Annotated in this window: 22 protein-coding genes; 10 read left to right on the top strand and 12 right to left on the bottom strand. The window is 40.7% G+C overall.

The genetic code is table 11. From position 1 onward, the window contains the following. Positions 1–188 precede the first annotated feature (188 nt). The 6 genes from rimP to tyrA all read left to right on the top strand — a co-directional run bounded on the left by rimP (position 189) and on the right by tyrA (position 7,261). Positions 189–644, top strand: coding sequence for a ribosome maturation factor RimP (gene rimP / locus ADA56_RS09775; protein ID WP_005696017.1), 456 nt, complete (start codon positions 189–191; stop codon positions 642–644). 15 nt (positions 645–659) lie between these two features. Beyond that, complete coding sequence (gene nusA, locus ADA56_RS01075; RefSeq protein ID WP_049368807.1) at positions 660–2,147, top strand: transcription termination factor NusA; 1,488 nt, start codon at positions 660–662, stop codon at positions 2,145–2,147. An 11-nt stretch (positions 2,148–2,158) separates the two neighbouring features. Next, positions 2,159–4,678: a translation initiation factor IF-2 gene (infB, locus tag ADA56_RS01070; RefSeq protein WP_049368806.1), complete on the top strand. Its 2,520-nt coding sequence runs from the start codon at positions 2,159–2,161 to the stop codon at positions 4,676–4,678. 62 nt (positions 4,679–4,740) lie between these two features. Next, positions 4,741–5,127, top strand: coding sequence for a 30S ribosome-binding factor RbfA (rbfA, locus tag ADA56_RS01065; protein WP_005699364.1), 387 nt, complete (start codon positions 4,741–4,743; stop codon positions 5,125–5,127). After that, a complete protein-coding gene (gene truB / locus ADA56_RS01060; protein ID WP_049368805.1) occupies positions 5,127–6,050 on the top strand; it encodes a tRNA pseudouridine(55) synthase TruB in 924 nt (307 codons plus the stop codon). Before rbfA ends, truB begins: the two co-directional genes overlap by 1 nt. Positions 6,051–6,136: 86 nt before the next feature. Beyond that, complete coding sequence (tyrA, locus tag ADA56_RS01055) at positions 6,137–7,261, top strand: bifunctional chorismate mutase/prephenate dehydrogenase (RefSeq protein WP_049368804.1); 1,125 nt, start codon at positions 6,137–6,139, stop codon at positions 7,259–7,261. Between the two features lie 43 nt (positions 7,262–7,304). On the opposite strand, the gene queF is transcribed toward tyrA, so the two are convergent. From queF to ADA56_RS01030, 5 genes are read right to left on the bottom strand one after another with little or no spacing between them, the layout of a single operon-like run. Beyond that, positions 7,305–8,144 carry an NADPH-dependent 7-cyano-7-deazaguanine reductase QueF gene (gene queF / locus ADA56_RS01050; protein ID WP_049368803.1) on the bottom strand — a complete coding sequence of 280 codons (840 nt, stop codon included), beginning with the start codon at positions 8,142–8,144 and terminating at the stop codon, positions 7,305–7,307. A 24-nt stretch (positions 8,145–8,168) separates the two neighbouring features. Next, positions 8,169–8,954 (bottom strand): Zn-ribbon-containing protein, encoded by a 786-nt coding sequence (locus tag ADA56_RS01045; protein WP_049368802.1) that lies wholly within the window; start codon positions 8,952–8,954, stop codon positions 8,169–8,171. Positions 8,955–8,957: 3 nt separating this feature from the next. Next, a complete protein-coding gene (locus ADA56_RS01040; RefSeq protein WP_049368801.1) occupies positions 8,958–9,332 on the bottom strand; it encodes a SufE family protein in 375 nt (124 codons plus the stop codon). After that, positions 9,326–10,528, bottom strand: a complete 1,203-nt coding sequence (locus ADA56_RS01035) for a cysteine desulfurase (RefSeq protein ID WP_049368800.1) — start codon at positions 10,526–10,528, stop codon at positions 9,326–9,328. The genes ADA56_RS01040 and ADA56_RS01035 overlap by 7 nt, the downstream gene beginning before the upstream one ends. Then, the gene (locus ADA56_RS01030; RefSeq protein ID WP_049368799.1) at positions 10,518–11,033 is read right to left on the bottom strand and encodes a thermonuclease family protein; all 516 of its coding nucleotides are present in this window, start codon (positions 11,031–11,033) and stop codon (positions 10,518–10,520) included. Before ADA56_RS01030 ends, ADA56_RS01035 begins: the two co-directional genes overlap by 11 nt. A 111-nt stretch (positions 11,034–11,144) precedes the next feature. On the opposite strand from ADA56_RS01030, the gene ADA56_RS01025 reads away from it, so the two are divergent. From ADA56_RS01025 to ADA56_RS01010, 4 genes are read left to right on the top strand one after another with little or no spacing between them, the layout of a single operon-like run. Then, the gene (locus ADA56_RS01025; protein ID WP_049368798.1) at positions 11,145–11,561 is read left to right on the top strand and encodes a CidA/LrgA family protein; all 417 of its coding nucleotides are present in this window, start codon (positions 11,145–11,147) and stop codon (positions 11,559–11,561) included. Between the two features lie 6 nt (positions 11,562–11,567). Continuing rightward, entirely contained in the window at positions 11,568–12,263 is a 696-nt protein-coding gene (locus tag ADA56_RS01020; protein ID WP_049368797.1) for a CidB/LrgB family autolysis modulator, read from the top strand. Continuing rightward, positions 12,260–13,612, top strand: coding sequence for an anti-phage deoxyguanosine triphosphatase (locus tag ADA56_RS01015; protein WP_049368796.1), 1,353 nt, complete (start codon positions 12,260–12,262; stop codon positions 13,610–13,612). Before ADA56_RS01020 ends, ADA56_RS01015 begins: the two co-directional genes overlap by 4 nt. 45 nt (positions 13,613–13,657) lie before the next feature. After that, the gene (locus ADA56_RS01010) at positions 13,658–15,601 is read left to right on the top strand and encodes an ABC transporter ATP-binding protein (protein ID WP_049368795.1); all 1,944 of its coding nucleotides are present in this window, start codon (positions 13,658–13,660) and stop codon (positions 15,599–15,601) included. Between the two features lie 44 nt (positions 15,602–15,645). On the opposite strand, the gene ADA56_RS01005 is transcribed toward ADA56_RS01010, so the two are convergent. The 7 genes from ADA56_RS01005 to rsxB are packed head-to-tail and all read right to left on the bottom strand — an operon-like array spanning position 15,646 to position 23,035. Further along, on the bottom strand, positions 15,646–17,016 hold the full coding sequence (locus ADA56_RS01005) for a sodium-dependent transporter (RefSeq protein ID WP_049368794.1): 1,371 nt from the start codon (positions 17,014–17,016) through the stop codon (positions 15,646–15,648). 26 nt (positions 17,017–17,042) lie between these two features. Then, positions 17,043–17,678: an endonuclease III gene (gene nth, locus ADA56_RS01000; protein ID WP_049368793.1), complete on the bottom strand. Its 636-nt coding sequence runs from the start codon at positions 17,676–17,678 to the stop codon at positions 17,043–17,045. Then, the gene (locus ADA56_RS00995; RefSeq protein WP_049368792.1) at positions 17,675–18,385 is read right to left on the bottom strand and encodes an electron transport complex subunit E; all 711 of its coding nucleotides are present in this window, start codon (positions 18,383–18,385) and stop codon (positions 17,675–17,677) included. The genes nth and ADA56_RS00995 overlap by 4 nt, the downstream gene beginning before the upstream one ends. 10 nt (positions 18,386–18,395) lie before the next feature. Beyond that, positions 18,396–19,022 (bottom strand): electron transport complex subunit RsxG, encoded by a 627-nt coding sequence (gene rsxG, locus ADA56_RS00990; RefSeq protein ID WP_049368791.1) that lies wholly within the window; start codon positions 19,020–19,022, stop codon positions 18,396–18,398. After that, complete coding sequence (gene rsxD, locus ADA56_RS00985; protein ID WP_049368790.1) at positions 19,022–20,104, bottom strand: electron transport complex subunit RsxD; 1,083 nt, start codon at positions 20,102–20,104, stop codon at positions 19,022–19,024. The genes rsxG and rsxD overlap by 1 nt, the downstream gene beginning before the upstream one ends. A gap of 14 nt (positions 20,105–20,118) precedes the next feature. After that, positions 20,119–22,449, bottom strand: a complete 2,331-nt coding sequence (gene rsxC / locus ADA56_RS00980; RefSeq protein WP_049368789.1) for an electron transport complex subunit RsxC — start codon at positions 22,447–22,449, stop codon at positions 20,119–20,121. Then, on the bottom strand, positions 22,442–23,035 hold the full coding sequence (rsxB, locus tag ADA56_RS00975) for an electron transport complex subunit RsxB (RefSeq protein WP_049368788.1): 594 nt from the start codon (positions 23,033–23,035) through the stop codon (positions 22,442–22,444). Before rsxB ends, rsxC begins: the two co-directional genes overlap by 8 nt. Positions 23,036–23,057: the final 22 nt, after the last annotated feature.

Here is a 23,057-nt window from a genome sequence, read left to right as displayed (position 1 = left end):
GGTAGCTCGTCGGGCTCATAACCCGAAGGCCGTCGGTTCAAATCCGGCCCCCGCAACCAATAACAAGTTCAGTAAAAAGAACCCCAAATTTGGGGTTTTTTTGTACGAGAAATTTAGAAACTGGGCTTAGGTTCATTGACGAACCTAACCCTTTTTTTATGTCTGAATTTTAAGATTAGGAGCAAAAATTGGCAACATTAGAACAAAAATTGCAAGAGATGCTTCAAGGTGCAGTAGAAGACTTAGGCTGCGAGCTTTGGGGGATTGAATGCCAACGTGCAGGGCGTTTTATGACCGTCCGTTTATTCATTGATAAAGAAGGTGGCGTAGGCGTTGATGATTGTGCTGATGTAAGTCGTCAAGTAAGCGCGATTTTAGATGTGGAAGATCCAATTGCGGATAAATATAACCTAGAAGTATCATCACCAGGTCTCGATCGTCCATTATTTACGCTTGAACAATTCCAACGTTATGTAGGCGAGGATATCGCCGTACATTTACGTATTCCCGTTTTAGATCGTCGTAAATGGCAAGGTAAATTGGAAAAAATTGAAAATGACATGTTGACACTTATTGTTGATGGTCAGGAACAAGTTCTTATTTTTGGCAACATTCAAAAAGCCAATGTAATCGCAAAATTTTAAAGGAGAAAAAGGAAAATGAGTAAAGAGATTTTGTTAGCTGCTGAAGCAGTATCTAACGAGAAGTTATTACCACGTGAAAAGATTTTTGAAGCGTTAGAGAGTGCAATTGCGCTTTCAACGAAGAAAAAATATGACTATGAAACCGATATTCGTGTGTCTATCAACACCAAAACAGGGGAGTTTGATACATTCCGTCGCTGGTTGGTTGTGGATGAAGTTAAAGTGCCAACAAAAGAAATGACATTAGAAGCGGCACAATTTGAAGATCCTAATATTCAACTTGGTGATTATGTTGAAGACCAAATTGAGTCTATCGCATTTGACCGTATTGCAATGCAAACCGCTCGCCAAGTAATCAGCACTAAAATCCGTGAAGCAGAGCGTGCAAAAGTGGTTGAGCAATTCCGTTCTGAAGAAGGTAAGATTGTTACTGGTACAGTGAAAAAAGTAAATCGTGAAAGCATTATTTTAGATTTAGGCAATAAAGCTGAAGCCGTGATTATGCGTGAAGATATGCTTCCACGTGAAAATTTCCGTCCAGGCGATCGTGTACGTGGTGTGCTTTATAAAGTGAATCCAGAAAGCAAAACCGCACAATTATTTGTGACTCGTGCAAAACCTGAAATGTTAATCGAGTTATTCCGTATTGAAGTACCAGAAATCGGCGAAGAAATGCTTGAAATTCGAGGTGCAGCACGTGATCCTGGTTCTCGTGCAAAAATTGCGGTGAAATCAAATGATAAACGTATCGACCCAGTTGGTGCATGTGTGGGTATGCGTGGTGCACGCGTTCAAGCGATTACCAATGAGTTAGGTGGTGAACGTGTGGATATCGTACTTTGGGATGACAATCCGGCACAATATGTGATCAATGCAATGGCGCCAGCTGATGTGACTTCAATCATCGTTGATGAAGATAACCACTCAATGGATATTGCGGTTAATGCTGACAACTTAGCACAAGCAATTGGTCGTAATGGTCAGAATGTACGTTTAGCGACACAATTAACCGGTTGGACATTAAATGTCATGACTACCGAACAATTAAATGAAAAACATCAAGCGGAAGATATTAAAGTATTGAATTTATTTATGGATAAATTAGGTCTTGATGAAGAGTTTGCTCAAATCTTAGTAGATGAAGGCTTTACTTCTTTAGAAGAAGTGGCTTATGTTCCTGTGAGTGAACTGACTGCAATTGATGGTTTAGAAGATGAAGATCTTATCGAAGAGTTACAAGGTCGTGCAAAAGATGCCATTACTGCAGCGGCTGCAGCTGAAGAAGAAGCCTTGAAAAAAGCGAATATTGAAGATCGTTTATTAAATCTTGAAGGGATGAATCGTCACATTGCCTTTAAATTAGCTGAAAAACAAATTACTACGCTTGAAGAACTTGCTGAGCAAGGTGTAGATGATTTAGCTGATATCGAAGAATTAACCGCAGAGCAAGCCGCTGACTTTATTATGGCTGCGCGTAATATTTGCTGGTTTAGCGAAGAGTAAGGAGTTTAATAATGACTGAAGATGTAAAAAATGCGGATGCGAATGCACCGAAAAAACTAAGTATTCAACGCAGAACAAAAACAACCGTAAGCAGTACAACAGCTGGCGGTAAAGCAAAAGCGGTACAAGTTGAAGTTCGTAAAAAACGCACTGTGCCAACAGATGCTGCGCGAAAAGCCGCTGAGGCAGAAAAATTAAAAGCACAGCAAGAAGCAGAGAAGAAAGCGGCAGAAGAAAAAGCACGTTTAGCTGCTGAAAAAGCTGCAGCGGAAAAAGCGAAAGCCGAAAAAGCTAAGGTTGAAGCAGAAAAAGCAGCGAAACCAGCACAAAGTGCGGTTGAAAATAAACCTAAATCGGTTGATCCAGAAAAAGAAAAACGTAAAGCGGAAGAAGCAGAACTTCGTCGCAAAGCGGAAGAGCTGGCTCGTCAAAAGGCTGAAGAGCAAGCACGTAAAGCAGCTGAAGATGCTAAACGTTATGCTGAAGCGGATACATCAAGCAATGAAAGCGCATCAGAAGATTATACTGATTACAATTTAAGCTCTCGTTATGCTTTAGAAGCAGAAGATGAAGAAGAACGCCGTAATGAAAATCGTGGTCGCGGCAAAAATAAAGTGGCTAAAGCGAAAAAAGAACGCGATGACGTGAAGGGCGGTAATAAAAATGAGCGTGAATCTAACCGTAAAAATCAAAAAGACGGTAAATTCGGTAAAGGTAAAAATGGTAAGAAAGGTGCAGCATTACAACAAGCCTTCACAAAACCTGTTCAGGTTGTGAAACAGGATGTTGTTATTGGTGAAACAATTACCGTTGCGGAATTAGCAAACAAAATGGCAACCAAAGCGACTGAAATCATCAAAGCTATGATGAAGATGGGCGAAATGGTAACCATTAACCAAGTGCTTGACCAAGAAACAGCACAGTTAGTGGCTGAAGAATTAGGTCACAAAGTGATTCTTCGCAATGAAAATGAACTTGAAGAAGAAGTATTAGGCGATCGCGATGTTAATGCTGAAAAAGTAACTCGTGCACCAGTTGTAACGATCATGGGGCACGTTGACCATGGTAAAACCTCATTGCTTGACTATATTCGTAAAGCGAAAGTTGCAGCAGGTGAGGCGGGTGGTATTACTCAGCACATCGGTGCGTACCACGTAGAAATGGATGACGGCAAAATGATCACCTTCTTAGATACGCCAGGACACGCCGCATTTACCTCAATGCGTGCACGTGGTGCGAAAGCAACAGATATCGTCGTTCTTGTTGTTGCGGCAGATGATGGTGTGATGCCTCAAACCATTGAAGCGATTCAACACGCGAAAGCAGCAGGTGCGCCTTTAGTGGTTGCAGTGAACAAAATTGATAAACCAGAAGCAAATCCAGACCGAGTAGAACAAGAATTACTTCAACACGAAGTGATTTCTGAGAAATTCGGTGGTGATGTGCAATTCGTTCCTGTTTCTGCGAAGAAAGGTACCGGTGTTGATGACTTATTAGATGCCATCTTGCTTCAATCAGAAGTACTTGAATTAACGGCTGTAAAAGACGGCATGGCAAGCGGTGTAGTGATTGAATCTTACCTTGATAAAGGTCGTGGTCCGGTAGCGACAATTCTTGTTCAATCTGGTACTTTACGTAAAGGTGATATTGTACTTTGCGGTTTTGAATACGGTCGTGTTCGTGCAATGCGTGATGAAAACGGTAAAGAAATCGATGAAGCAGGCCCATCTATCCCTGTTGAGGTGTTAGGTCTTTCTGGTGTACCAGCAGCGGGTGATGAAGTAACTGTAGTACGTGATGAGAAAAAAGCACGTGAAGTGGCGTTACACCGTCAAGGTAAGTTCCGTGAAGTGAAACTTGCTCGTCAGCAAAAAGCGAAACTTGAAAATATGTTTAGCAATATGACGGAAGGTGATGTGGCTGAACTGAACATCATTGTGAAAGCGGACGTTCAGGGTTCTGTGGAAGCGATTATTCAATCGTTACAAGATCTTTCTACTGACGAAGTGAAAGTGAAAGTAGTGGGCTCTGGTGTCGGTGGTATTTCTGAAACTGATGCAACCTTAGCGGCAGCTTCTAATGCGATTATGGTTGGCTTTAACGTTCGTGCGGATGCTTCAGCTCGTCGTATTATCGAAGCAGAAAATATTGACCTTCGTTATTACTCTATCATTTATGAACTATTAAATGATGTGAAAGCAGCGATGAGCGGTATGTTACAACCTGAATTCAAACAAGAAATCATCGGCTTGGCTGAAGTGCGTGATGTGTTTAAACATCCGAAATTTGGCGCAATCGCGGGTTGTATGGTGACCGAAGGTGTAGTAAAACGTAACAACCCAATCCGCGTATTACGTGATAACGTGGTAATCTTTGAAGGTGAATTGGAATCTCTCCGTCGCTTTAAAGATGACGTATCGGAAGTCCGTAATGGTATGGAATGTGGTATCGGCGTTAAAAACTACAATGACGTAAAAGTCGGCGACCAAATCGAGGTGTTTGAAGTCGTTGAAGTTAAACGTTCAATCTAATCGATAAAAAGAGCGGTCAAAATTCAACGTATTTTTGACCGCTTTTTAATAAGAGAAATATTATGGCAAGAGAATTTAAACGCAGCGATCGTGTTGCACAAGAATTACAAAAAGAAATCGCCATCATTTTACAACGGGAAGTAAAAGATCCCCGTATTGGCATGGTAACCGTGTCAGATGTGGAAGTTTCAAGCGATTTAGCTTATGCAAAAGTGTTTGTCACATTTTTGTTTGATCATGATGAAGTGGCGATTGCACAAGGCATGAAAGGTTTGGAAAAAGCAGCACCTTATATCCGTTCATTAGTGGGTAAAGCGATGCGCTTACGCATTGTGCCGGAAATTCGTTTCTTCTACGATCAGTCCTTAGTTGAAGGGATGCGTATGTCTAATTTGGTGACAAACGTGATTCGTGAAGACGAGAAAAAACACGTTGAGGAAAATGACTAATGTCGAAACCTCGTAAGCGTGGACGTGATATTGATGGCGTATTTTTATTAGATAAGCCACAAGGCATGTCATCGAATGACATTATGCAAAAAGTGAAACGCGTATTCCAAGCGAATAAAGCTGGACATACCGGTGCGCTCGATCCATTAGCAACCGGTATGTTGCCTATTTGCTTAGGCGAAGCGACAAAGTTTTCCCAATTCTTATTAGATGCAGATAAACGCTATGTGGTTACAGCAAAATTAGGTGAACGTACGGATACCTCGGATGCAGAAGGACAAGTGGTCGAAACGCGTCCTGTCAATGTGGAAACATCACAAATTTTGACCGCACTTGAACAATTCCGTGGTGATATTTTGCAAGTACCGACCATGTTTTCTGCATTAAAGCACAATGGGAAACCGTTGTATGAGTATGCTCGCGCAGGCATTACGGTAGAACGTGAGGCCCGTCCTATTACGATTTTTGAGCTAAACTTTATCGAGTATCAAGCCCCTTTTCTAACCTTAGAAGTGCATTGTTCGAAAGGAACCTATATCCGTACATTAGTGGATGATTTAGGTGAAGTATTAGGTTGTGGTGCCCATGTGACCGTGTTACGTCGAACTGCGGTTGCGGATTATCCAACAGAAAAGATGATGACATGGGATGCTTTGCAGGCGCTTGCAGAGCAAGGTGATCTTGCTCAACTTGATCAACATCTTTTACCGACAGATACCGCAGTCAGTAAATTACCTGCATTACAGTTAAATGCAGAGCAGAGTAAAGGTATTGGCTTTGGACAGCGCGTTAAATTTGCGAATGAAGCAAAATTACATGGTCAAGTGCGGTTGTTTTCTGACGAGAATATCTTTTTAGGCGTGGCACTTGTGGATGATAACAATGTGATTCGTCCGCAACGTCTGATTACACAATCTCTCTAATCATTTGCCTTTCTGTTTTAATTCCAGTAATCTCACCTGTAACCTTTTAATTGCAATCTATGTAAATAAGATATTACAGGTGAATTATGGATGTCCTTAATCATTTACGTCAGGAAATTGATGCGCTCGATCGTGAACTGATTCAACTTTTTGCTAAACGCCTCGAATTGGTGACCCTAGTCGGCGAAGTAAAGCATGAAAAAGGTTTGCCGATTTATGCACCAGATCGTGAATTAGCGATGTTACAAGCCCGCCGAGAAGAAGCGGCGAAAGCGGGAATCTCTCCACAACTCATCGAAGATGTGCTCCGTCGTTTTATGCGTGAATCTTACTCCAATGAAAATCAATTTGGTTTTAAAACCCTGAATCCAGCCATTAACAAAATTGTTATTGTCGGCGGTTACGGAAAAATGGGGCAATTACTTGCCCGCTATTTGCGCGCTTCTGGTTATCCTATTTCTATTTTAGATCTGGATGATTGGGATGTGGCAGAACGCATTTTAACGAATGCAGATGTTGTCATTGTTTCCGTGCCAATTGATCACACGTTAGAAACCATAGAACGTTTAAAACCCTATTTAACGGAAAATATGCTACTGGCGGATCTCACCTCCGTGAAACGTGCTCCATTAGCTAAAATGTTAGAGGTGCATAAAGGGGCAGTAGTTGGATTGCATCCAATGTTTGGCCCTGATATTGCGAGCATGGCAAAACAAGTGGTTGTGTGTTGTGATGGGCGCTTTAGTGAGTGTTATGAATGGTTACTGGAGCAAATTCAAATCTGGGGTGCAAAAATTTACCAAATTGATGCAGCTGAGCATGATCACAATATGACGTACATTCAAGCATTACGTCACTTTTCTACCTTTGCGAATGGTCTGCATCTTTCTAAACAGCCCGTCAATTTAAGCAATTTATTGGCGCTATCTTCCCCGATTTATCGTTTGGAATTAGCTATGATTGGTCGTCTATTTGCTCAAGATGCGGCACTTTATGCAGATATTATTATGGATAAGCCAGAAAATTTAGATGTGATTGAAAGTTTGAAACAAACCTATGAAGAAGCGTTACAATTCTTTGAAAAAGGCGATCGTCAAGGATTTATTGATGCTTTCCATCAAGTGAGAGAATGGTTTGGGGAATATTCTGATCAATTTTTGCAAGAAAGTCGTCAGTTATTACAACAAGCTCACGATTTACGTCACGTATAAAGTAAAAAGTGCGGTTGATTTTCACCGCACTTTTTCTTTTTACTTATTGTCTTGCCAAACGTAAATTTTGTGGAATTTCCTCAAAGTTCGAACGGAATGGATTAATGTCCAATCCACCACGGCGCGTATAACGTGCATAGACGGTGAGTTTTTCTGGTTTGGCGTAATGCATCAAGTCACAGAAAATACGCTCGACACACTGCTCGTGAAACTCATTATGTTGACGGAAAGACACTATGTAGCGGAGAAGTTTTTCGCGATCGATTTGCTTACCCACATAATGAATTTGCACGGTTCCCCAATCCGGCTGACTGGTGATAAGACAGTTAGATTTCAATAAATGGCTTACTAAGGTTTCTTCCACCACGTTATCTGATGTGCAATTTTGCAAAATATCCGCATTAAATTCGTAGCTGTGGATTTCGATATCCTGATCATCAATGCAATCGCCGATTAACGTATCAATACGTTGTCCTTGATAGTGGGATAATGGATGTAAACGTACTTTGACCTCACCTTGAGCACAAGCACTTAGATCTTCACGCATTGTGCGTTCTACACTAGCAAAATCAGCAAATTTGCTTTGGTTAAAGCTGTTTAAATAGAGTTTAAAGCTTTTTGATTCAATTAAATTTTCACTGCGATAATCAATTTCCACATCGGCAATAGCCACTTGCGGCAAACCTTTGGGATTCAACCAAGAAATTTCATAGGCTGTCCAAATATCAGTGCCTTGGGTAAAAGGCTGTTGTTCGGTAATGCCTAAGCCATCACGATTGAGTTTACGAGGCACGGGTTGTAACAAAGTGCGGTCATAATTTGCCGCATATTCTGTTGCTTGACCGAGTTTTAAAGATTGAAGGCTTTTATCTTGATAGTTCATGTGTTTTCCTGAATAACGAAATCGCTATAAAAAATTCCACGACACATTCGAGACTAATCGACATTGGTCGCATTTAAAGTAAATTACATCAAATAGTGGCACGTCTAATGCCCAATTGCCACCACAATGCGGGCAACAGCGTTGTTGTTCCGATTTTAAAGAATGGCCACCGACACGGTATAAATAATAATAGGTCGGTATGCCGCTTTCTTTTTCAATTTCGGCAGCAAGGTAGCGTCCATGTTTGCTGAGTGTGCTATGAATCTCTGTGATTTCATTTAATGCTTCTTTTTCTAAAGCCGAACCATTCATTTGCAACTGATCGCAGGCCTGCCAATTTTCCTGCCATTTAATCAAATCTTGGCTTAAGTGCGGTTGATTTTTTAGCTGTTTATAGAGCGGAATTGGGGAGAAATTATCTCCGCTATGTAATGGCGAGCAAGATTGCAAATGTGTGGTATAAAGTATCTGCCATGCTGGATGGCTGCATTCTGCAGTGCTGTCTGCATTTAAATCATCTGCAATAATTTGAAAACCTTGAAAATGTAGACCGCACTTTTCAGCATTTTCCATCGCCAGATTTACAGTTTGGTTATTGTTCTCGGGCAAAAGGCTATCTTGCTCAGGGCAAATAACGCGCACTGCAAAACCTTGTTGCTCGTCTTCCTCCGTCAAATAAAGCGGGATTTCACGGCCGATAATTTGCCCGTTATAACGCCATTGGTCGATGACTGCATTGAGCAAACGGCTTTGTTGGCTGATGTCATTTTCTAAGGCGGTTAATTTAAAAAAGGGTTCGATCAGATACATAATTTATAGATTGTGCAAGATTTCTTCAATTTGTTTTAAACCATTTAAGCGGGTTTCACTTAAGCGAGAGGCAATACCAAGCTCATCAAAAAATTGACGAATATTAAATTGTTGTAATTGCTCTCGAGTTTTACCGTTGATGTGTTGTAACAACAACCATAACAAACCATTCATAATGCGCGCTTCGCTGTAAGCTTGAAATTGAAACGTACCATCATGTTGTGGAATAGCCTTAAACCAAAGTCCCGCTTCACAGCCTTGAATTGATTGCATTTGAGCCAATTCATCTGGAGAAGGTTGAGAAAGATGTTTACCCGCTTGAATAATGAAACGGTAACGATCTTCCCAATTTTTTGCCTGTTTAATGTTTTCTAGCATGTTAATAACTCTAGGGATTTATCTAATGCCGCAAAAAAAGCATCCACATCTTGCGGGCTATTGTAAGGCGCAAAAGAAAGTCTTAATGTGGTACGCTCGCCAAGACGGGCTAAGTAAGGTTGGGCGCAATGTTCGCCAACACGCAACGCAATTTTCTGTTCACTTAATAGGGTAGCAAGATCCGAAGCCGCAATCCCATCAAAAACAAAACATACTACTGAACTAGGTTGCGGTGAATTGAATAAACGACAATTCGGATAGTTTTTTAACCGCACTTTACTTTGTTCAGCAAGCTCAACGGCATGCGCTTCAGCTGCCTGAAAATCCCATTTTTTGAGCCAATTTAGCACCGCACCAAAACCAATCACACCGGCAATATTCGGTGTGCCGGCCTCTAATCGATAAGGCAAGTCGGCAAAGGTAATACATTCATGGGATACACGCTCAATCATTTTTCCACCGTAAAAAAGCGGTTGTAGCAAGGAAAGTGAGCTTAGTTTTCCGCTTAATACGCCAATGCCGTTTGGCCCATAAATTTTGTGTGCAGAAAAGGCAATAAAATCCGCATCTAATGCCTGTAAATCAATCTGTATATGACTAATAGCCTGAGCCGCATCGACTAAAACGAGCGCATTGCTATGTTGACGGATTAGGCGAATTAAATGTTGGATATGTTGTTCCGTTCCCGTTACGTTGGAAACAAAATTGAGTGCCACTAATTTTGTTTTCTCATTTAAGGCTGCAATTAAGGCATTTTCATCAATTAACCAATTATCCAAAATAGGCAGCACTTGAATTTTTGCCCCACATTTTTTCGCTGTTTCATGCCAAGTAACAAAATTAGCATGATGGTCCGCTTGGCTAATTAAAATCTCATCATCTGCATGTAAAGAAGGGAGTAAACCATTGGCTACTAAATTAATGCTATGAGTTGTTCCGGAAGTCCAAATCACCGCTTTTTCATCTTCCGCATTAATTAAGGTTTTGACTAAGTGACGGGCATTTTCGTATTGTGCTGTTTGTGCAGCTTCGTACTGGCTACGATGCACAGAGCCTGCCGATTGATAAAAAGTACTCGTTGCATCAATTAGTGCTTGAGGTTTTAATGCTGTCGCCGCATTATCCAAATAAACCACGGCATTTGGCGATTTAAAATAAGGGAATTCATTTTTAAATAATTGATAATCAAAAGCCATGGTTATCTCCGTGTTTGACTGTTTTTTTCTGTTTACGCCATTCATAAGGAGCAACAGGGTTGGGTTCACGCCATAAGCCAATTTTTTGTTGCTGGGCAAAATCTTGTGCCTGGAAGTAGATTGGATTTTTAGCATATTGCGGATAAACCCACGCCATGCCGTTCTTCACCATTTCTAAGTTGATATTTTGTTCTTGCAGATAAACCGTTGCCAAAATACGTTGGTAGCGATCATAACCAGAAACAGACAACGTCACATTTTGTTTGAAAACCAGTTGTGAAAGATATTGTTTGGCTTTTTTTCCAAATGGTTGGCCTTTTTCCGGAGCATCAATTTCTTGTAATCGTACTTTGAATTGTTTTTTAGTCGGTAAGAGGCAAGTTAAGGTATCGCCATCACTTACACCGACGACCCAACACGCCATTTGGCGTTCAGCTGCCACTGAAAATTGAGACCAAAGTGCGGTCAAAATTAGGGTTAAAAATAAGAAGAATTTTTTAATCATTTGGAATTTCTTTGATCTGCATCGCAAAATTTAGCTAAAATGAATGGGTAATTTTAACAAAAAAGCGTAAAATAAATTTTAATTGTTATTAAAAAAGTTGATAGAGGAAATATGTTACTCCAAAAAGGCGTTCAACTCGCTCGTTCGCTCATCATTTTATACATTATGTTACTACTCGGCAATTTGATTTCTCACTATATCCCAGTGGGGATTCCAGGCAGCATTTGGGGCTTGTTATTACTTTTTTTAGGTTTAACGACTCATGTAATTCACTTGGAGTGGATTTATTTCGGCTCGAGCTTATTGATCCGCTACATGGCGGTCCTTTTTGTGCCAGTGAGCGTGGGTATTATCAAATATTATGATTTACTCGTGGCCCAGTGGAAAGTTTTGCTCATCCCAAATATTCTCAGTACCGTTCTGACACTTTTAGTTATTGCATTTATAGGAAACTATTTATTTTATAAACAATCCTTTACCCATAAGCGTAAAAAAGTATTAGAAAGACGCAATCTTCAAGCTGACTAAGGTTTTATTATGCAGTATGCAATTTATCTTTATACCGGTTTAACGATTTTTGGATTTTGGCTCGCATTACAAATCAGTAAACGTTGGAAATCCATGATTTTCAATACGTTCGTGCTCACAGTATCCATTCTTGTACTGATTTTAGTGGTTAGCGATATTCCTTATGATGATTATATGGCAGGCAATGCGCCGATTAATAATTTATTAGGATTGAGTATTGTCGCACTGGCATTACCGTTATATGAACAAATTCGTCAAATTGCGAAACAATGGAAAATTATCCTTTCAGTAGTCGTATTGGCCTCAATATTCTCAATGTTTACCGGGGCTATTTTTGCCATTATTTTAGGTGCAAGCCCTGAAATGGTCGCGACGGTATTACCAAAATCAATTACTACCCCAATTGCAATGGAAGTGGCTTCACATTTAGGCGGCATTCCTGCCGTGACGGCGGTAGGTGTGGTTGTCGCCGGTTTGCAAGGGTCTGTTTTTGGTTATCTCATCTTGAAAAAAGTTGGGATTAAACAACAAGAAGCGGTCGGTTTATCTGTTGGTGCGGTTTCTCACGCATTAGGCACGGTAAGCTGTATGGAAGCCGATCCGAAAGCCGGTAGTTATAGTTCGATTTCTTTGGTACTTTGCGGTATTATGAGCTCCATTTTAGCACCCTTAGTATTTCATATTATTCGTCTATTTTTATGAGAACCCAATTAGCTGATTTTTGGACTGAACGTTTCCTTCCTGATCCGCCTCGCGAAAAAGATCATCGACCACCATTTCGTCGTGATCGCGGGCGGATTTTACATTCTGCCGCTTTCCGTTGTTTGCAAGCAAAAACACAGATTCACGCCGTGGGCGAAAATGATTTTTATCGCACTCGTTTAACTCATTCCCTTGAAGTGGCACAAATCGGTAGTAGCCTTGTTTCCCAGTTAAAATTTGCGGAAAGTTATGTTGCTATTTCAGACCAGCTTCATATCGAAAAAAGTGAATTACAGAAAAAGCTTAATCCTTTATTGCCAAGTAATGATTTAATTGAAAGTTTGTGCTTTGCGCATGATATTGGTCATCCACCCTTTGGTCATGGAGGGGAAGTGGCGCTAAATTATATGATGCGTAATCATGGTGGTTTTGAAGGTAATGCACAGACCTTTCGTATTATTACTAAACTCGAACCTTATACTGAAACAGCAGGGATGAATTTAACGCGTCGTGCTATTTTAGGCGTGGTGAAATATCCGAATATTTTAGACTTATCTTCACCGCAATATGCTCAGTTGCCGCATGCTGAAAACTCTGATCCTCGTTATGTCAAAATTAGCGATTGGAAACCTGGAAAAGGTTTATTTCGTGATGACGTCACAATGTTTACTTGGCTGTTGCAAAATCTTTCTGAAAATGACCGCACTTTATTTGGCTCATTTCAAAAAGCGCGGTCAAATCCCGCCGAGCTTTTAAAAACACAATTTAAATCGTTAGATTGCAGTATTATGGAATTGGCGGATGATATTGCGTATGGCGTGCACGATTTAGAAGATGCGATTGTGACTGGTGTAGTAAATCAACATCAATGGCAAGAAGCATTGGCCGAACTTAAAACGATTCCTTCAGATTGGTTGGCAAAAAATATAGAACAAGTCAGCCAACGATTATTCTCCAATCATCATTTTGAGCGTAAAAATGCCATTGGTGCATTAGTGAATTTCTTTATCACCCATGTGCGTTGGAAAGTTACCGACAATTTTGATGAACCTTTGTTACGTTATAACGCAGAACTACCGCAAGATGTGATTGCCGCATTAAATGTATTCAAAAAGTTTGTATGGAAATATGTGATTCGTCATGTCGAAACGCAACGTATTGAATATAAAGGTCAACGTATTCTCACGGAAATGTTCCAGATTTTTGAGTCTGACCCAGAACGTTTATTGCCAACGAATACGGCTAATCGTTGGAGAAATGCACCGGAGCAGGGTAAAAAACGCATTATTTGTGACTATATCGCAGGCATGTCAGATGCTTATGCCTTAAAGGTTTATCATCAACTCTAAAGTGCGGTTATTTTTATTGATATTTTGAATTTATAGGACAATTTTGTGGCATTAATTAGTTTAACTAACGCTTATCTTTCTTTTAGTGATCACCCGTTACTTGATCATGCTGAACTGCATATTGAACCGAATGAGCGCGTATGTTTGGTGGGACGTAACGGGGCAGGTAAATCAACGTTATTAAAAATTATTGCACAGCAAGTTACCATGGATGACGGTAAAGTGCAGTATGAAAAAGATTTAGTGGTTTCGCGTTTAGAACAAGACCCACCGCGCCACGCCGAAGGCAATGTTTTCGATTATGTGGCGGAAGGGATTGAGCATTTAGCGGATTTGTTAAAGGAATATCACCATATTTCGCAAGAATTGACACAAAATTACAGCGAACAAATTCTTAATCAACTAGCACAAGTGCAAGCCAAATTAGAGCATGCCAATGGCTGGCAGTTTGAAAATAAAATCAATGAAGTCCTACAAAAATTAGAGTTAAATCCAGATACCAAATTAGCGGATTTATCGGGTGGTTGGTTGCGTAAAGCCGCCCTTGCTCGTGCGTTAGTGTGTAATCCTGATGTCTTGTTATTAGATGAACCGACCAACCACTTGGATGTGGATGCAATTGAATGGTTAGAAAACTTCTTATTAGAATTTACCGGAAGTATTGTATTTATTTCCCACGACCGTTCTTTTATCCGCAAAATGGCGACCCGTATTGTTGATTTAGATCGCGGAAAATTAGTGTCTTATCCAGGTAACTATGATTTATACCTCACCGCTAAAGAGGAAAGCTTACGTGTAGAAGCATTGCAAAATGACCTTTTTGATAAGCGTTTAGCGCAAGAAGAGGTTTGGATTCGTCAAGGGATTAAAGCTCGCCGTACGCGTAATGAAGGCCGTGTGCGTGCTTTAAAAGCCATGCGTGAAGAACGTCGCCAACGTCGTGAGGTAATGGGTACGGCTAAGTTACAATTAGATAACTCAAGTCGTTCAGGCAAAATCGTGTTTGAAATGGAAGATGTAAGTTATGAGATTGAAGGCAAACAGCTGCTCAAAGATTTCAGCACGACTATTCTACGAGGCGATAAAATTGCATTGGTTGGCCCAAATGGTTGCGGAAAAACCACGTTTATTAAACTTTTATTAGGTGAAATCAAGCCAACCAGCGGTCGCATTCATTGTGGTACAAAATTAGATATCGCTTATTTTGACCAATATCGTGCTGATCTTGATCCAGAAAAAACAGTGATGGATAACGTTGCCGATGGCAAGCAGGATATTGAAGTCAATGGTGTAAAACGTCATGTGTTGGGCTATTTACAGGATTTCTTATTTCCACCAAAACGCGCCATGACACCCGTAAAAGCCCTTTCTGGTGGTGAACGTAATCGCTTGTTATTGGCTAAATTATTACTGAAACCGAATAACTTGCTGATTCTCGATGAACCAACCAATGACTTGGATGTAGAAACCTTAGAATTATTGGAAGAAATCCTCACCGATTATCAAGGCACCTTATTGATTGTCAGCCATGATCGTCAGTTTATTGATAACGTCGCGACGGAGTGTTATTTCTTTGAAGGCGACGGCGTATTGAATAAATACGTGGGTGGTTTCTTTGATGCGAAAGGACAACAAGCCAATTACTTTGCGATGAAAGCAGAGCAAGAAGCGCAAAAAGTCAAAAAAGAAGCACCAAAAGTACAAGAAAGTGCGGCTAAAAATGACGTTGTTTCTCAAAAGCCGAAATCCGTTAAACTTTCTTATAAAGAACAACGTGAGTTAGAACAGCTACCACAATTATTGGAAGAATTGGAAGAGAAAATCACCGCACTTCAAGCTGAAATTGGTGACCCTCACTTTTTCCAACAAGCCCATGATGTAACGGATACGAAGCTTAAGGAATTAGCGGATACCGAAGCCGAACTTGAAACGGCTTTCCTTCGTTGGGAAGAGCTTGAGGAGAAAAAGATTCAAGCTGAAACCAAATAGAGAATAGATAAAAAGAAACCGAGCAAAATAGCTCGGTTTTTTTATTACATATTACTGATAAAAATCACCAAAATAATCACTGGAACCACAAATTTCACATAGTTAAACCAAATTGTGGTGAAGACAGAATTCGGTGTCGAAGAGAGTTCTTTTTTCGCATCGTCTTTTAACACGAAACCAACGAAAATGGCACAACCAAGTGCGGTCAGCATAAAGAGAATATTGCCGCTGACGAAATCGAAGGCATCGAAAATGCTTTTACCGAAGATAGTGAAATCTTTCCAAAGGTTGTCACCTAAAATAGATGGCACATTACCTAATAAGAAGATCCCCATCAAGGTAACAAAAATCGCTTTACCACGGCGCATTCTGAGTTTTTCTTGTAATGCGGTGATGATGACTTCATAAATGGTAATTGATGTGGTTAATGCGGCAATAAGCAATAAGCCGAAGAACACGATAGCAAAGAATTTACCCGCCCATAAATGTGAGAATACAATTGGTAAACTTTGGAAAACCAAGGTTGGCCCTGCGTTAGGTTCAATGCCGAATGTGAATAATGACGGGAAGATCATAAAACCACATAACACAGCAATAATGGTATTGGTGAAACCTGTAATAACCGCTGTTTGAATAAGGTTTTCTTCTTTGTTCAAATAGCTGGAGAGGGTAATTAATACACCGAAACCAAGGCTTAATGCGAAGAACACTTGGCCTAATACGAAGATGAATAACTTAGGTGTGATTTTGCTGAAATCTGGTTTTAAATAGAAAGTCACACCTTCCATTGCACCCGGTAAGGTAAGATTACGAATCACCATACCGATGAGGAAAATAAAGAGTAATGGCATTAAGTATTTTACAGAACGTTCAATCCCGCCGATGATACCTTTCGCTAAAATAATGTAATTCACCGCCACAAACAGGAAGGTGTAAAGCATGATTTCCCATGGGCTGTTGCTGATGTGTAAATCGTAGAAATCTTTGGCCACTTCTTTTGTAATTGGTGCGGAAATATCAAGGGTGTTATTTATTAGACTGATGATATAAGACATTACCCAACCACCTAATACCATGTAATAAGCCATGATACCAAATGCACCGAGAAGCCCCATGTAACCAAGAATCTTCCAATATTTGGAAATGTTTTTACCTTTATCTTGGATTTTATCGCCAAAAGCATCAATAGAATTCACACGCAAACGGCGGCCGATGACGTTTTCCACTAAAATCATCGGGATACCAATGACAATCATCGCGATACAAAAGAGGAGTACGTAAGCACCGCCGCCATTTTCACCCACTAAATAAGGAAAGCGCCAAGTGGCTCCAAAGCCAACTGTCGCACCTGCAACGGTGAGCACATAAGTTAGTCGGCTAGACCAAGTTTGGCGAGATTGATTGTTTGTTGTCATAATATTTTCCGTTTGCTTTTATTCGTTTAATAATCTGTTTTTTCTTTGTATTCGCAGAGATCTTCAATAATGCAAGCCCCACAGCGAGGTTTGCGGGCAATGCAGGTATAGCGCCCGTGCAAAATAAGCCAGTGATGCACATCCACTTTAAATTCTTTAGGCACAACTTTGAGCAGTTTTTCCTCCACTTTTACCACATCTTTACCAGGGGCAAAATTCGTGCGGTTGCATACGCGAAAAATATGCGTATCTACTGCAATAGTCGGATGACCGAAAGCCGTATTTAATACCACATTCGCTGTTTTTCTACCTACACCTGCAAGAGCTTCTAAGGCCTCTCGATTATCGGGTACTTTACCATTATGTTTTTCAACTAAATCACGGCAGGTTTTAATGATATTTTCTGCTTTGCTGTTATAAAGCCCGATAGTTTTAATGTATTCTTTTAATCCCTCTAAACCGAGATCTAAAATAGCTTGTGGGGTATTTGCCACAGGGAATAATTTTGCCGTCGCTTTATTCACGCCTTTATCGGTGGCTTGGGCTGACAAAATCACAGCAATGAGTAATTCGAAAGGCGAATTATACTCTAATTCCGTGGTAGGATGCGGGTTTTGCTCCCGAAGTCGAGTGAGGATTTCAATTCGTTTAGCTTGGTTCATTTTTTCATATCAATTCGGTTTTTAATCGCCAGTAGAATGCCTAATCCAATAAATGCACCTGGCGGAAGAATAAAGAGTAAAAAGCTGCTGTCAGCGTGATAAATATGTAATGTAAGGAATTTCGCCCATTGACCGAACAAGTTTTCAATCCCGTCAAAAAGGGTGCCTTGGCCTAAGATTTCACGTAGCGCACCTAATACGGTGATACTTAATGCCATACCTAATCCCATCGAAAAACCATCCCAGGCAGCATGTGCTACGCTATTTTTAGAGGCAAAGGCTTCGGCACGACCGATGACGATACAGTTAGTCACGATTAAAGGAATAAAAATCCCGAGTGCTTGATAGAGTGTATAGGTATAAGCATTCATCAATAATTGCACCACGGTTACGGTGGTGGCAATAATCATCACATAAATCGGAATACGGATTTCATGAGGGATTTGCTTACGAAAGAGCGAAACAACGGTGTTTGTACAGGTTAAAACCAACATAGTCGCCAAACCTAAACCTAATGCATTTGTTGCTGTACTTGAAACAGCCAACAGCGGACAAAGCCCCAATAATTGCACGAGGGTAGAGTTGTTTTTCCATACGCCTTGAATAAAGATTTCTTTCCAAACAGAAGGCGTTTGTGTTATTTCTTCTGAATTTTCAACCGCACTTTGCTCATCAAGTGCGGTCGTTTTTTCGGTTAAATCAGTCATAATAAATATCCTATTGCGCGTATTTTTTTGCCATCTCGTTGAGTAATGCCTCATTTTCAAGCATCACGAGAGCAGAGCGTTTTACTTGATTCACAATCGCGCGCGGCGTAATCGTTGCACCGGAAAATTGGTCGAATTTACCGCCATCTTTTTTGACCGCCCAATCTTTTAGGCTTTCAGGTACGATAACTTGGTTTGTAAAACTTAAAATCCAGTCAGAAATGCGAAGTTCGATTTTATCGCCTAATCCAGGGGTTTCATGATGTTCGATGACTCGCACACCTAAAACTTCACCTTTTGGAGTGATACCTACTAATAAACGGATATTCCCTGAATAACCATCTGGCGCTGTCGTTTCATAAGCATAGGCTGTTGGCTCATGATCTTTGATCGCAAAATAGACTTTTTGAATACCTTTGAGTTTCTCTTGCTCGGGCGTCTCAACGCTTTCAAGCAAGTTATTATTAAAATAATCTTGAGGGATCACTTGGAGCAATAACGCTTTTTGTTGTTCAGCCATGGCTTCATCAATTTTATCTTTTGTCAGCATATAAATGCCTGCAGAAACAGCGGTACATACAAGCGCAATAAAACCTAATAACAAACCAAAACGGGAGGTGACTTTAAAAATACCCATTATTTTCTCCCTTTTGCAAAGTGTCCCGCTACGCGAGGACGGGTGTAGTAGTCGATAAGTGGCACACAAATATTACTTAACAAAATCGCAAATGCCACGCCGTCAGGATAGTTTCCAAAGTAACGAATGAGGTAAACCAATAATCCGACCAAGGAACCAAATACAAGCTTGCCGCGAGGGGTAATAGAGGCTGTGACAGGGTCAGTCGAAATAAAGAATGCACCAAACATCATCGCGCCGCTAAAGAGCTGGCTAATCATACTTAAATGATGATAACCTGACATCGCAGTGATAGTAGCTAAGGTCACAAAGGTCACGAGCATTGAAACGGGAATTTGCCAGTGAATTTTTTTCTTTAAGATTAATATAATTCCACCAAGCATGAATGCCAGATTGACTTGCCACCAACCTTCAGCAAAGTCAGTCCCGTTTTGTAATAAAATCGGTAATTTTACAAAATCATGAAATACGCTTTCATCGCCTTGATGGAGCTTATAAAAGATCTTCGCACTGTCTAATGGTGTTGCTTGTGTAATGCCATCAATGGAATGGACAAGTTGACTTAAGCTAAAACCGTCAGTAGTTAAGCCAGTGAAAATTAAAGAAAGAGAGTCCGCAAATGTTGGGGGTTCATTCAATAATGAAATCGGTGGCATCCAACTTGTCATTTGTAGTGGGAAAGAAATCAATAGCACCACATAACCCACCATAGCTGGATTGAAAGGGTTTTGTCCCAAGCCACCATAAACATGTTTACCTAGAATAACTGAGGAAAGCGTACCAATTAAAATCACCCAATAAGGTGCATAAGGCGGAATCGCCATCGCTAAAATTAGGGCAGTAAGCACCACACTAAAATCTGAAATATAGACTAGGTTTGGCTTATTACGCAATTTGGTCACAATAAACTCAAGCAATAATGCGAAAGAAATAGCCAAAGCGGATTGCACCAAAACACCCATTCCAAAATAATAAATCTGTGTGAGCAGGGCAGGTAGCATGGCTGCAATCACCCATAACATAATACGGGCGGTTAATTTGCCTGAATGAGTATGAGGCGAACTCACCATTTTCTTAAACATAATCTTTTCCTGCGTTATTCTGTTTCTTTGGCAGCTTCAGCGGCGGCTTTTTTCGCTTTAGCTCTTGCTATGGCTGCTGCGATAGCGGCTTTTTTCGGATCAAGTGCGGTTGGATTTTCATCTGTTTTTTCGACCGCACTTTCTGTTGCATTTGTCGTAGCAGTTTCACCTTGAGCAGTAGCCTTCTTCGCTTTAGCCCTTGCAATGGCTGCCGCTACAGCAGCTTTTTTCGGATCAAGTGCGGTTGGGTTTTCATCTGTTTTTTCGACTGCACTTTCAGTTGCATTTGTTGTAACTGTTTCACCTTGAGCGGCGGCTTTCTTGGCTTTAGCTCTTGCAATAGCAGCGGCTACCGCGGCTTTTTTCGGATCAAGTGCGGTTGGATTTTCATCTGTTTTTTCAACCGTACTTTCTGTTGCATTTGTCGCAACTGTTTCACCTTGAGCGGCAGCTTTCTTCGCTTTTGCTCTTGCAATGGCTGCAGCTACTGCGGCTTTTTTCGGATCAAGTGCGGTTGGATTTTCATCTGTTTTTTCGACCGCACTTTCAGTTACATGCGTTGTAACAGTTTCACTATTAGCGGCGGCTTTTTTCGCTTTCGCTCTTGCTAGCGCAGCTGCAACAGCCGCTTTTTTCGCATCTTTTTCGTCAGTTTGTGACGTTGTTGCATCCGTCATAGCGCCAGTATCTGCTTGTGCTTGTTGTTTAGCTAGGCGACGGGCTTTACGCTGCTCCATGAGCTCATGGTTATCCGGTAAGATTTCGCCTTTCTCAGATACGATAGTTTTTGTTTCTTTATTTGCGGCTGAACCCGCTTGTTTTGCTTTCAGTCGTTCTAACGCTGCTTTAACGGGGTCTTCACCTTTTTGTTTTGCAAGTTCTTCACGGCGAGCTTCTGCAGCACGTTGTGAACGCGCTTTACGCTCTTGTTCTTCACGCTCCATACGAGCTTGTTTGGCTTCAAAACGGATTTTGGCTTCTTCAGCTTTTTTCGCTTTTTCTTTAATTTCCCAAATTTTGGCTTTTTCTTGTCGGAAATATTGAATAAGCGGAATATGGCTTGGGCAAACATAAGCACACACGCCACATTCAATACAATCTTTTAAGCAATATTCTTCTGATTTTTGGTGATCCTCACTGCGAGCATACCAATAAAGTTGCTGTGGCATTAAATTGACAGGGCAAGCATCAGAACAAGCAGAACAGCGGATGCAAGATTGCTCCGGTTCAGGTTCACCATATTCAAAATGATCAGGTGCTAATAAACAGTTAATTAATTTAGTGACGGGCGCATTGAGATCTGAAAGTTGCAATCCCATCATCGGTCCACCTGCGAAAACAGGGAAACGTTCGTCATATTGGTAACCAACTTGCGCTAATAAGTGGTCAACTGGTGTACCTAAGCGAACCCAGTAGTTGCCTTTCTCTGAAATTTTATCACCCGTAAGCGTAACGACACGCTCAATTAAAGGCTCATCATTAATAACCGCTCTTTTTATTGCAAAAGCCGTACCGACATTGTGCATTAATACGCCAATATCGTAAGAACGTCCGCCACTTGGTACTTCCATGCCGGTAAGCAAATAAATCAGCTGTTTGGCTGCACCGGATGGATATTTAGTCGGAATAACGCGCAATTCAATGTCATTTGCACCATGTAGTGATTGTTGAATAGCTTGAATCGCTTCAGGTTTATTGTCTTCAACTGCAATCACCACTTTTTCAGGGCGTAAGATATAACGTAAGATGCGAATCCCTTCGATCATTTCATCCGTGTAATCACGCATTAAGCGGTCATCACAGGTAATATAGGGTTCACATTCTGCGCCGTTAATAATTAAGAGTTTAACTCTCTTTTCAGCTGATTGGATTTTGGCGGCAGTTGGGAATACCGCACCACCTAAGCCGGCAACGCCAGCTTGATAAATACGATCAATAAGTTGTTCGACAGATAATGTGAAGAATTCTTCAAGTGGAAATTGCTCACGCCATTTATCCAAGCCATCCGCTTGAATATGAATCATGTCCTCGGTTAAACCAGAAGGATGCGGTGCGACGTGTTTTCCGATAAATTTTACCGTACCAGAAGTTGGTGCATGAACAGGCAAGATTCTTAAGCCATTACATTGTGTCAAAGGTTGGCCTTTTAGGACATAATCGCCTTCTTTAACTAATACATTTCCTGCAGTGCCGGCATGTTGTTTAATCGGCACATAAAAATCATGAGCAAGTTCTGATTGCTGAATAGGGGATTGGTTTGATTGAGATTTCATTTCAGGTGGATGAATACCACCTTTAAAATCCCAAATTTTGCCGGAGTTAAATCTTGTTAATACATCAGCCATGTGACTCCGACTCCCCAACCACTAATTTTTTCTCAATTTCTGTGGTATTTACGACTGGAATGACTAATTTAGGATCAAATTTCCAGTTCCAATTATCAATATCTTTTTTCACTTTAATCATGGAAATACAATCTGTCGGACAAGGTGCCACACAAAGTTCACATCCCGTACAGAGATCGGGAATAATTGTATGCATGGCTTTGTTTGTACCGATAATGGCATCAACAGGGCAGGCTTGAATACATTTAGTACAGCCGATACACATATTTTCATTAATAAAGGCAACCATTTCTTCTGGTTCAGCGACATCATCCATTGCAGGTACATCAACACCCATGATTTCGGCAATTTTTACTACCGTAGGACGACCGCCAGGCACGCATTTTGTGATAACGTCACCATTAGCAATTGCTTCAGCATAAGGCTTACAGCCAGGATAGCCGCATTGCCCACACTGGCTTTGCGGTAAGATGGCATCAATTTTTTCGACGACAGGATCTGCTTCAACTTTTAATTTAATCGAAGCAAAACCTAAAATCGCACCAAAAATTAAAGCGAGAATGGTTACTGAAATTAAGATAAACATTATTTTTTAGTGTTATTCCAAA

Origin of the sequence: Parahaemophilus parainfluenzae (assembly GCF_001055095.1) — a bacterium.
Lineage (GTDB): Bacteria > Pseudomonadota > Gammaproteobacteria > Enterobacterales > Pasteurellaceae > Haemophilus_D > Haemophilus_D parainfluenzae_Z.
Note: the sequence above shows the minus strand (reverse complement) of the source record. Positions and strands in the feature narration are given on the sequence as shown.

Bases quoted from the DNA above. Each gene is read 5' to 3' on its own strand.
- ADA56_RS01025 (WP_049368798.1), top strand. From the start codon at position 11,145: ATGTTACTCCAAAAAGGCGTTCAACTCGCTCGTTCGCTCATCATTTTA.
- tyrA (WP_049368804.1), top strand. From the start codon at position 6,137: ATGGATGTCCTTAATCATTTACGTCAGGAAATTGATGCGCTCGATCGT.
- nusA (WP_049368807.1), top strand. From the start codon at position 660: ATGAGTAAAGAGATTTTGTTAGCTGCTGAAGCAGTATCTAACGAGAAG.
- ADA56_RS01015 (WP_049368796.1), top strand. From the start codon at position 12,260: ATGAGAACCCAATTAGCTGATTTTTGGACTGAACGTTTCCTTCCTGAT.
- rsxD (WP_049368790.1), bottom strand. From the start codon at position 20,104: ATGTTTAAGAAAATGGTGAGTTCGCCTCATACTCATTCAGGCAAATTA.
- ADA56_RS01035 (WP_049368800.1), bottom strand. From the start codon at position 10,528: ATGGCTTTTGATTATCAATTATTTAAAAATGAATTCCCTTATTTTAAA.
- infB (WP_049368806.1), top strand. From the start codon at position 2,159: ATGACTGAAGATGTAAAAAATGCGGATGCGAATGCACCGAAAAAACTA.
- ADA56_RS01040 (WP_049368801.1), bottom strand. From the start codon at position 9,332: ATGCTAGAAAACATTAAACAGGCAAAAAATTGGGAAGATCGTTACCGT.
- ADA56_RS01005 (WP_049368794.1), bottom strand. From the start codon at position 17,016: ATGACAACAAACAATCAATCTCGCCAAACTTGGTCTAGCCGACTAACT.
- ADA56_RS01045 (WP_049368802.1), bottom strand. From the start codon at position 8,954: ATGTATCTGATCGAACCCTTTTTTAAATTAACCGCCTTAGAAAATGAC.
- ADA56_RS00995 (WP_049368792.1), bottom strand. From the start codon at position 18,385: ATGACTGATTTAACCGAAAAAACGACCGCACTTGATGAGCAAAGTGCG.
- nth (WP_049368793.1), bottom strand. From the start codon at position 17,678: ATGAACCAAGCTAAACGAATTGAAATCCTCACTCGACTTCGGGAGCAA.
- rbfA (WP_005699364.1), top strand. From the start codon at position 4,741: ATGGCAAGAGAATTTAAACGCAGCGATCGTGTTGCACAAGAATTACAA.
- rsxG (WP_049368791.1), bottom strand. From the start codon at position 19,022: ATGGGTATTTTTAAAGTCACCTCCCGTTTTGGTTTGTTATTAGGTTTT.
- ADA56_RS01030 (WP_049368799.1), bottom strand. From the start codon at position 11,033: ATGATTAAAAAATTCTTCTTATTTTTAACCCTAATTTTGACCGCACTT.
- truB (WP_049368805.1), top strand. From the start codon at position 5,127: ATGTCGAAACCTCGTAAGCGTGGACGTGATATTGATGGCGTATTTTTA.
- rsxC (WP_049368789.1), bottom strand. From the start codon at position 22,449: ATGGCTGATGTATTAACAAGATTTAACTCCGGCAAAATTTGGGATTTT.
- queF (WP_049368803.1), bottom strand. From the start codon at position 8,144: ATGAACTATCAAGATAAAAGCCTTCAATCTTTAAAACTCGGTCAAGCA.
- rsxB (WP_049368788.1), bottom strand. From the start codon at position 23,035: ATGTTTATCTTAATTTCAGTAACCATTCTCGCTTTAATTTTTGGTGCG.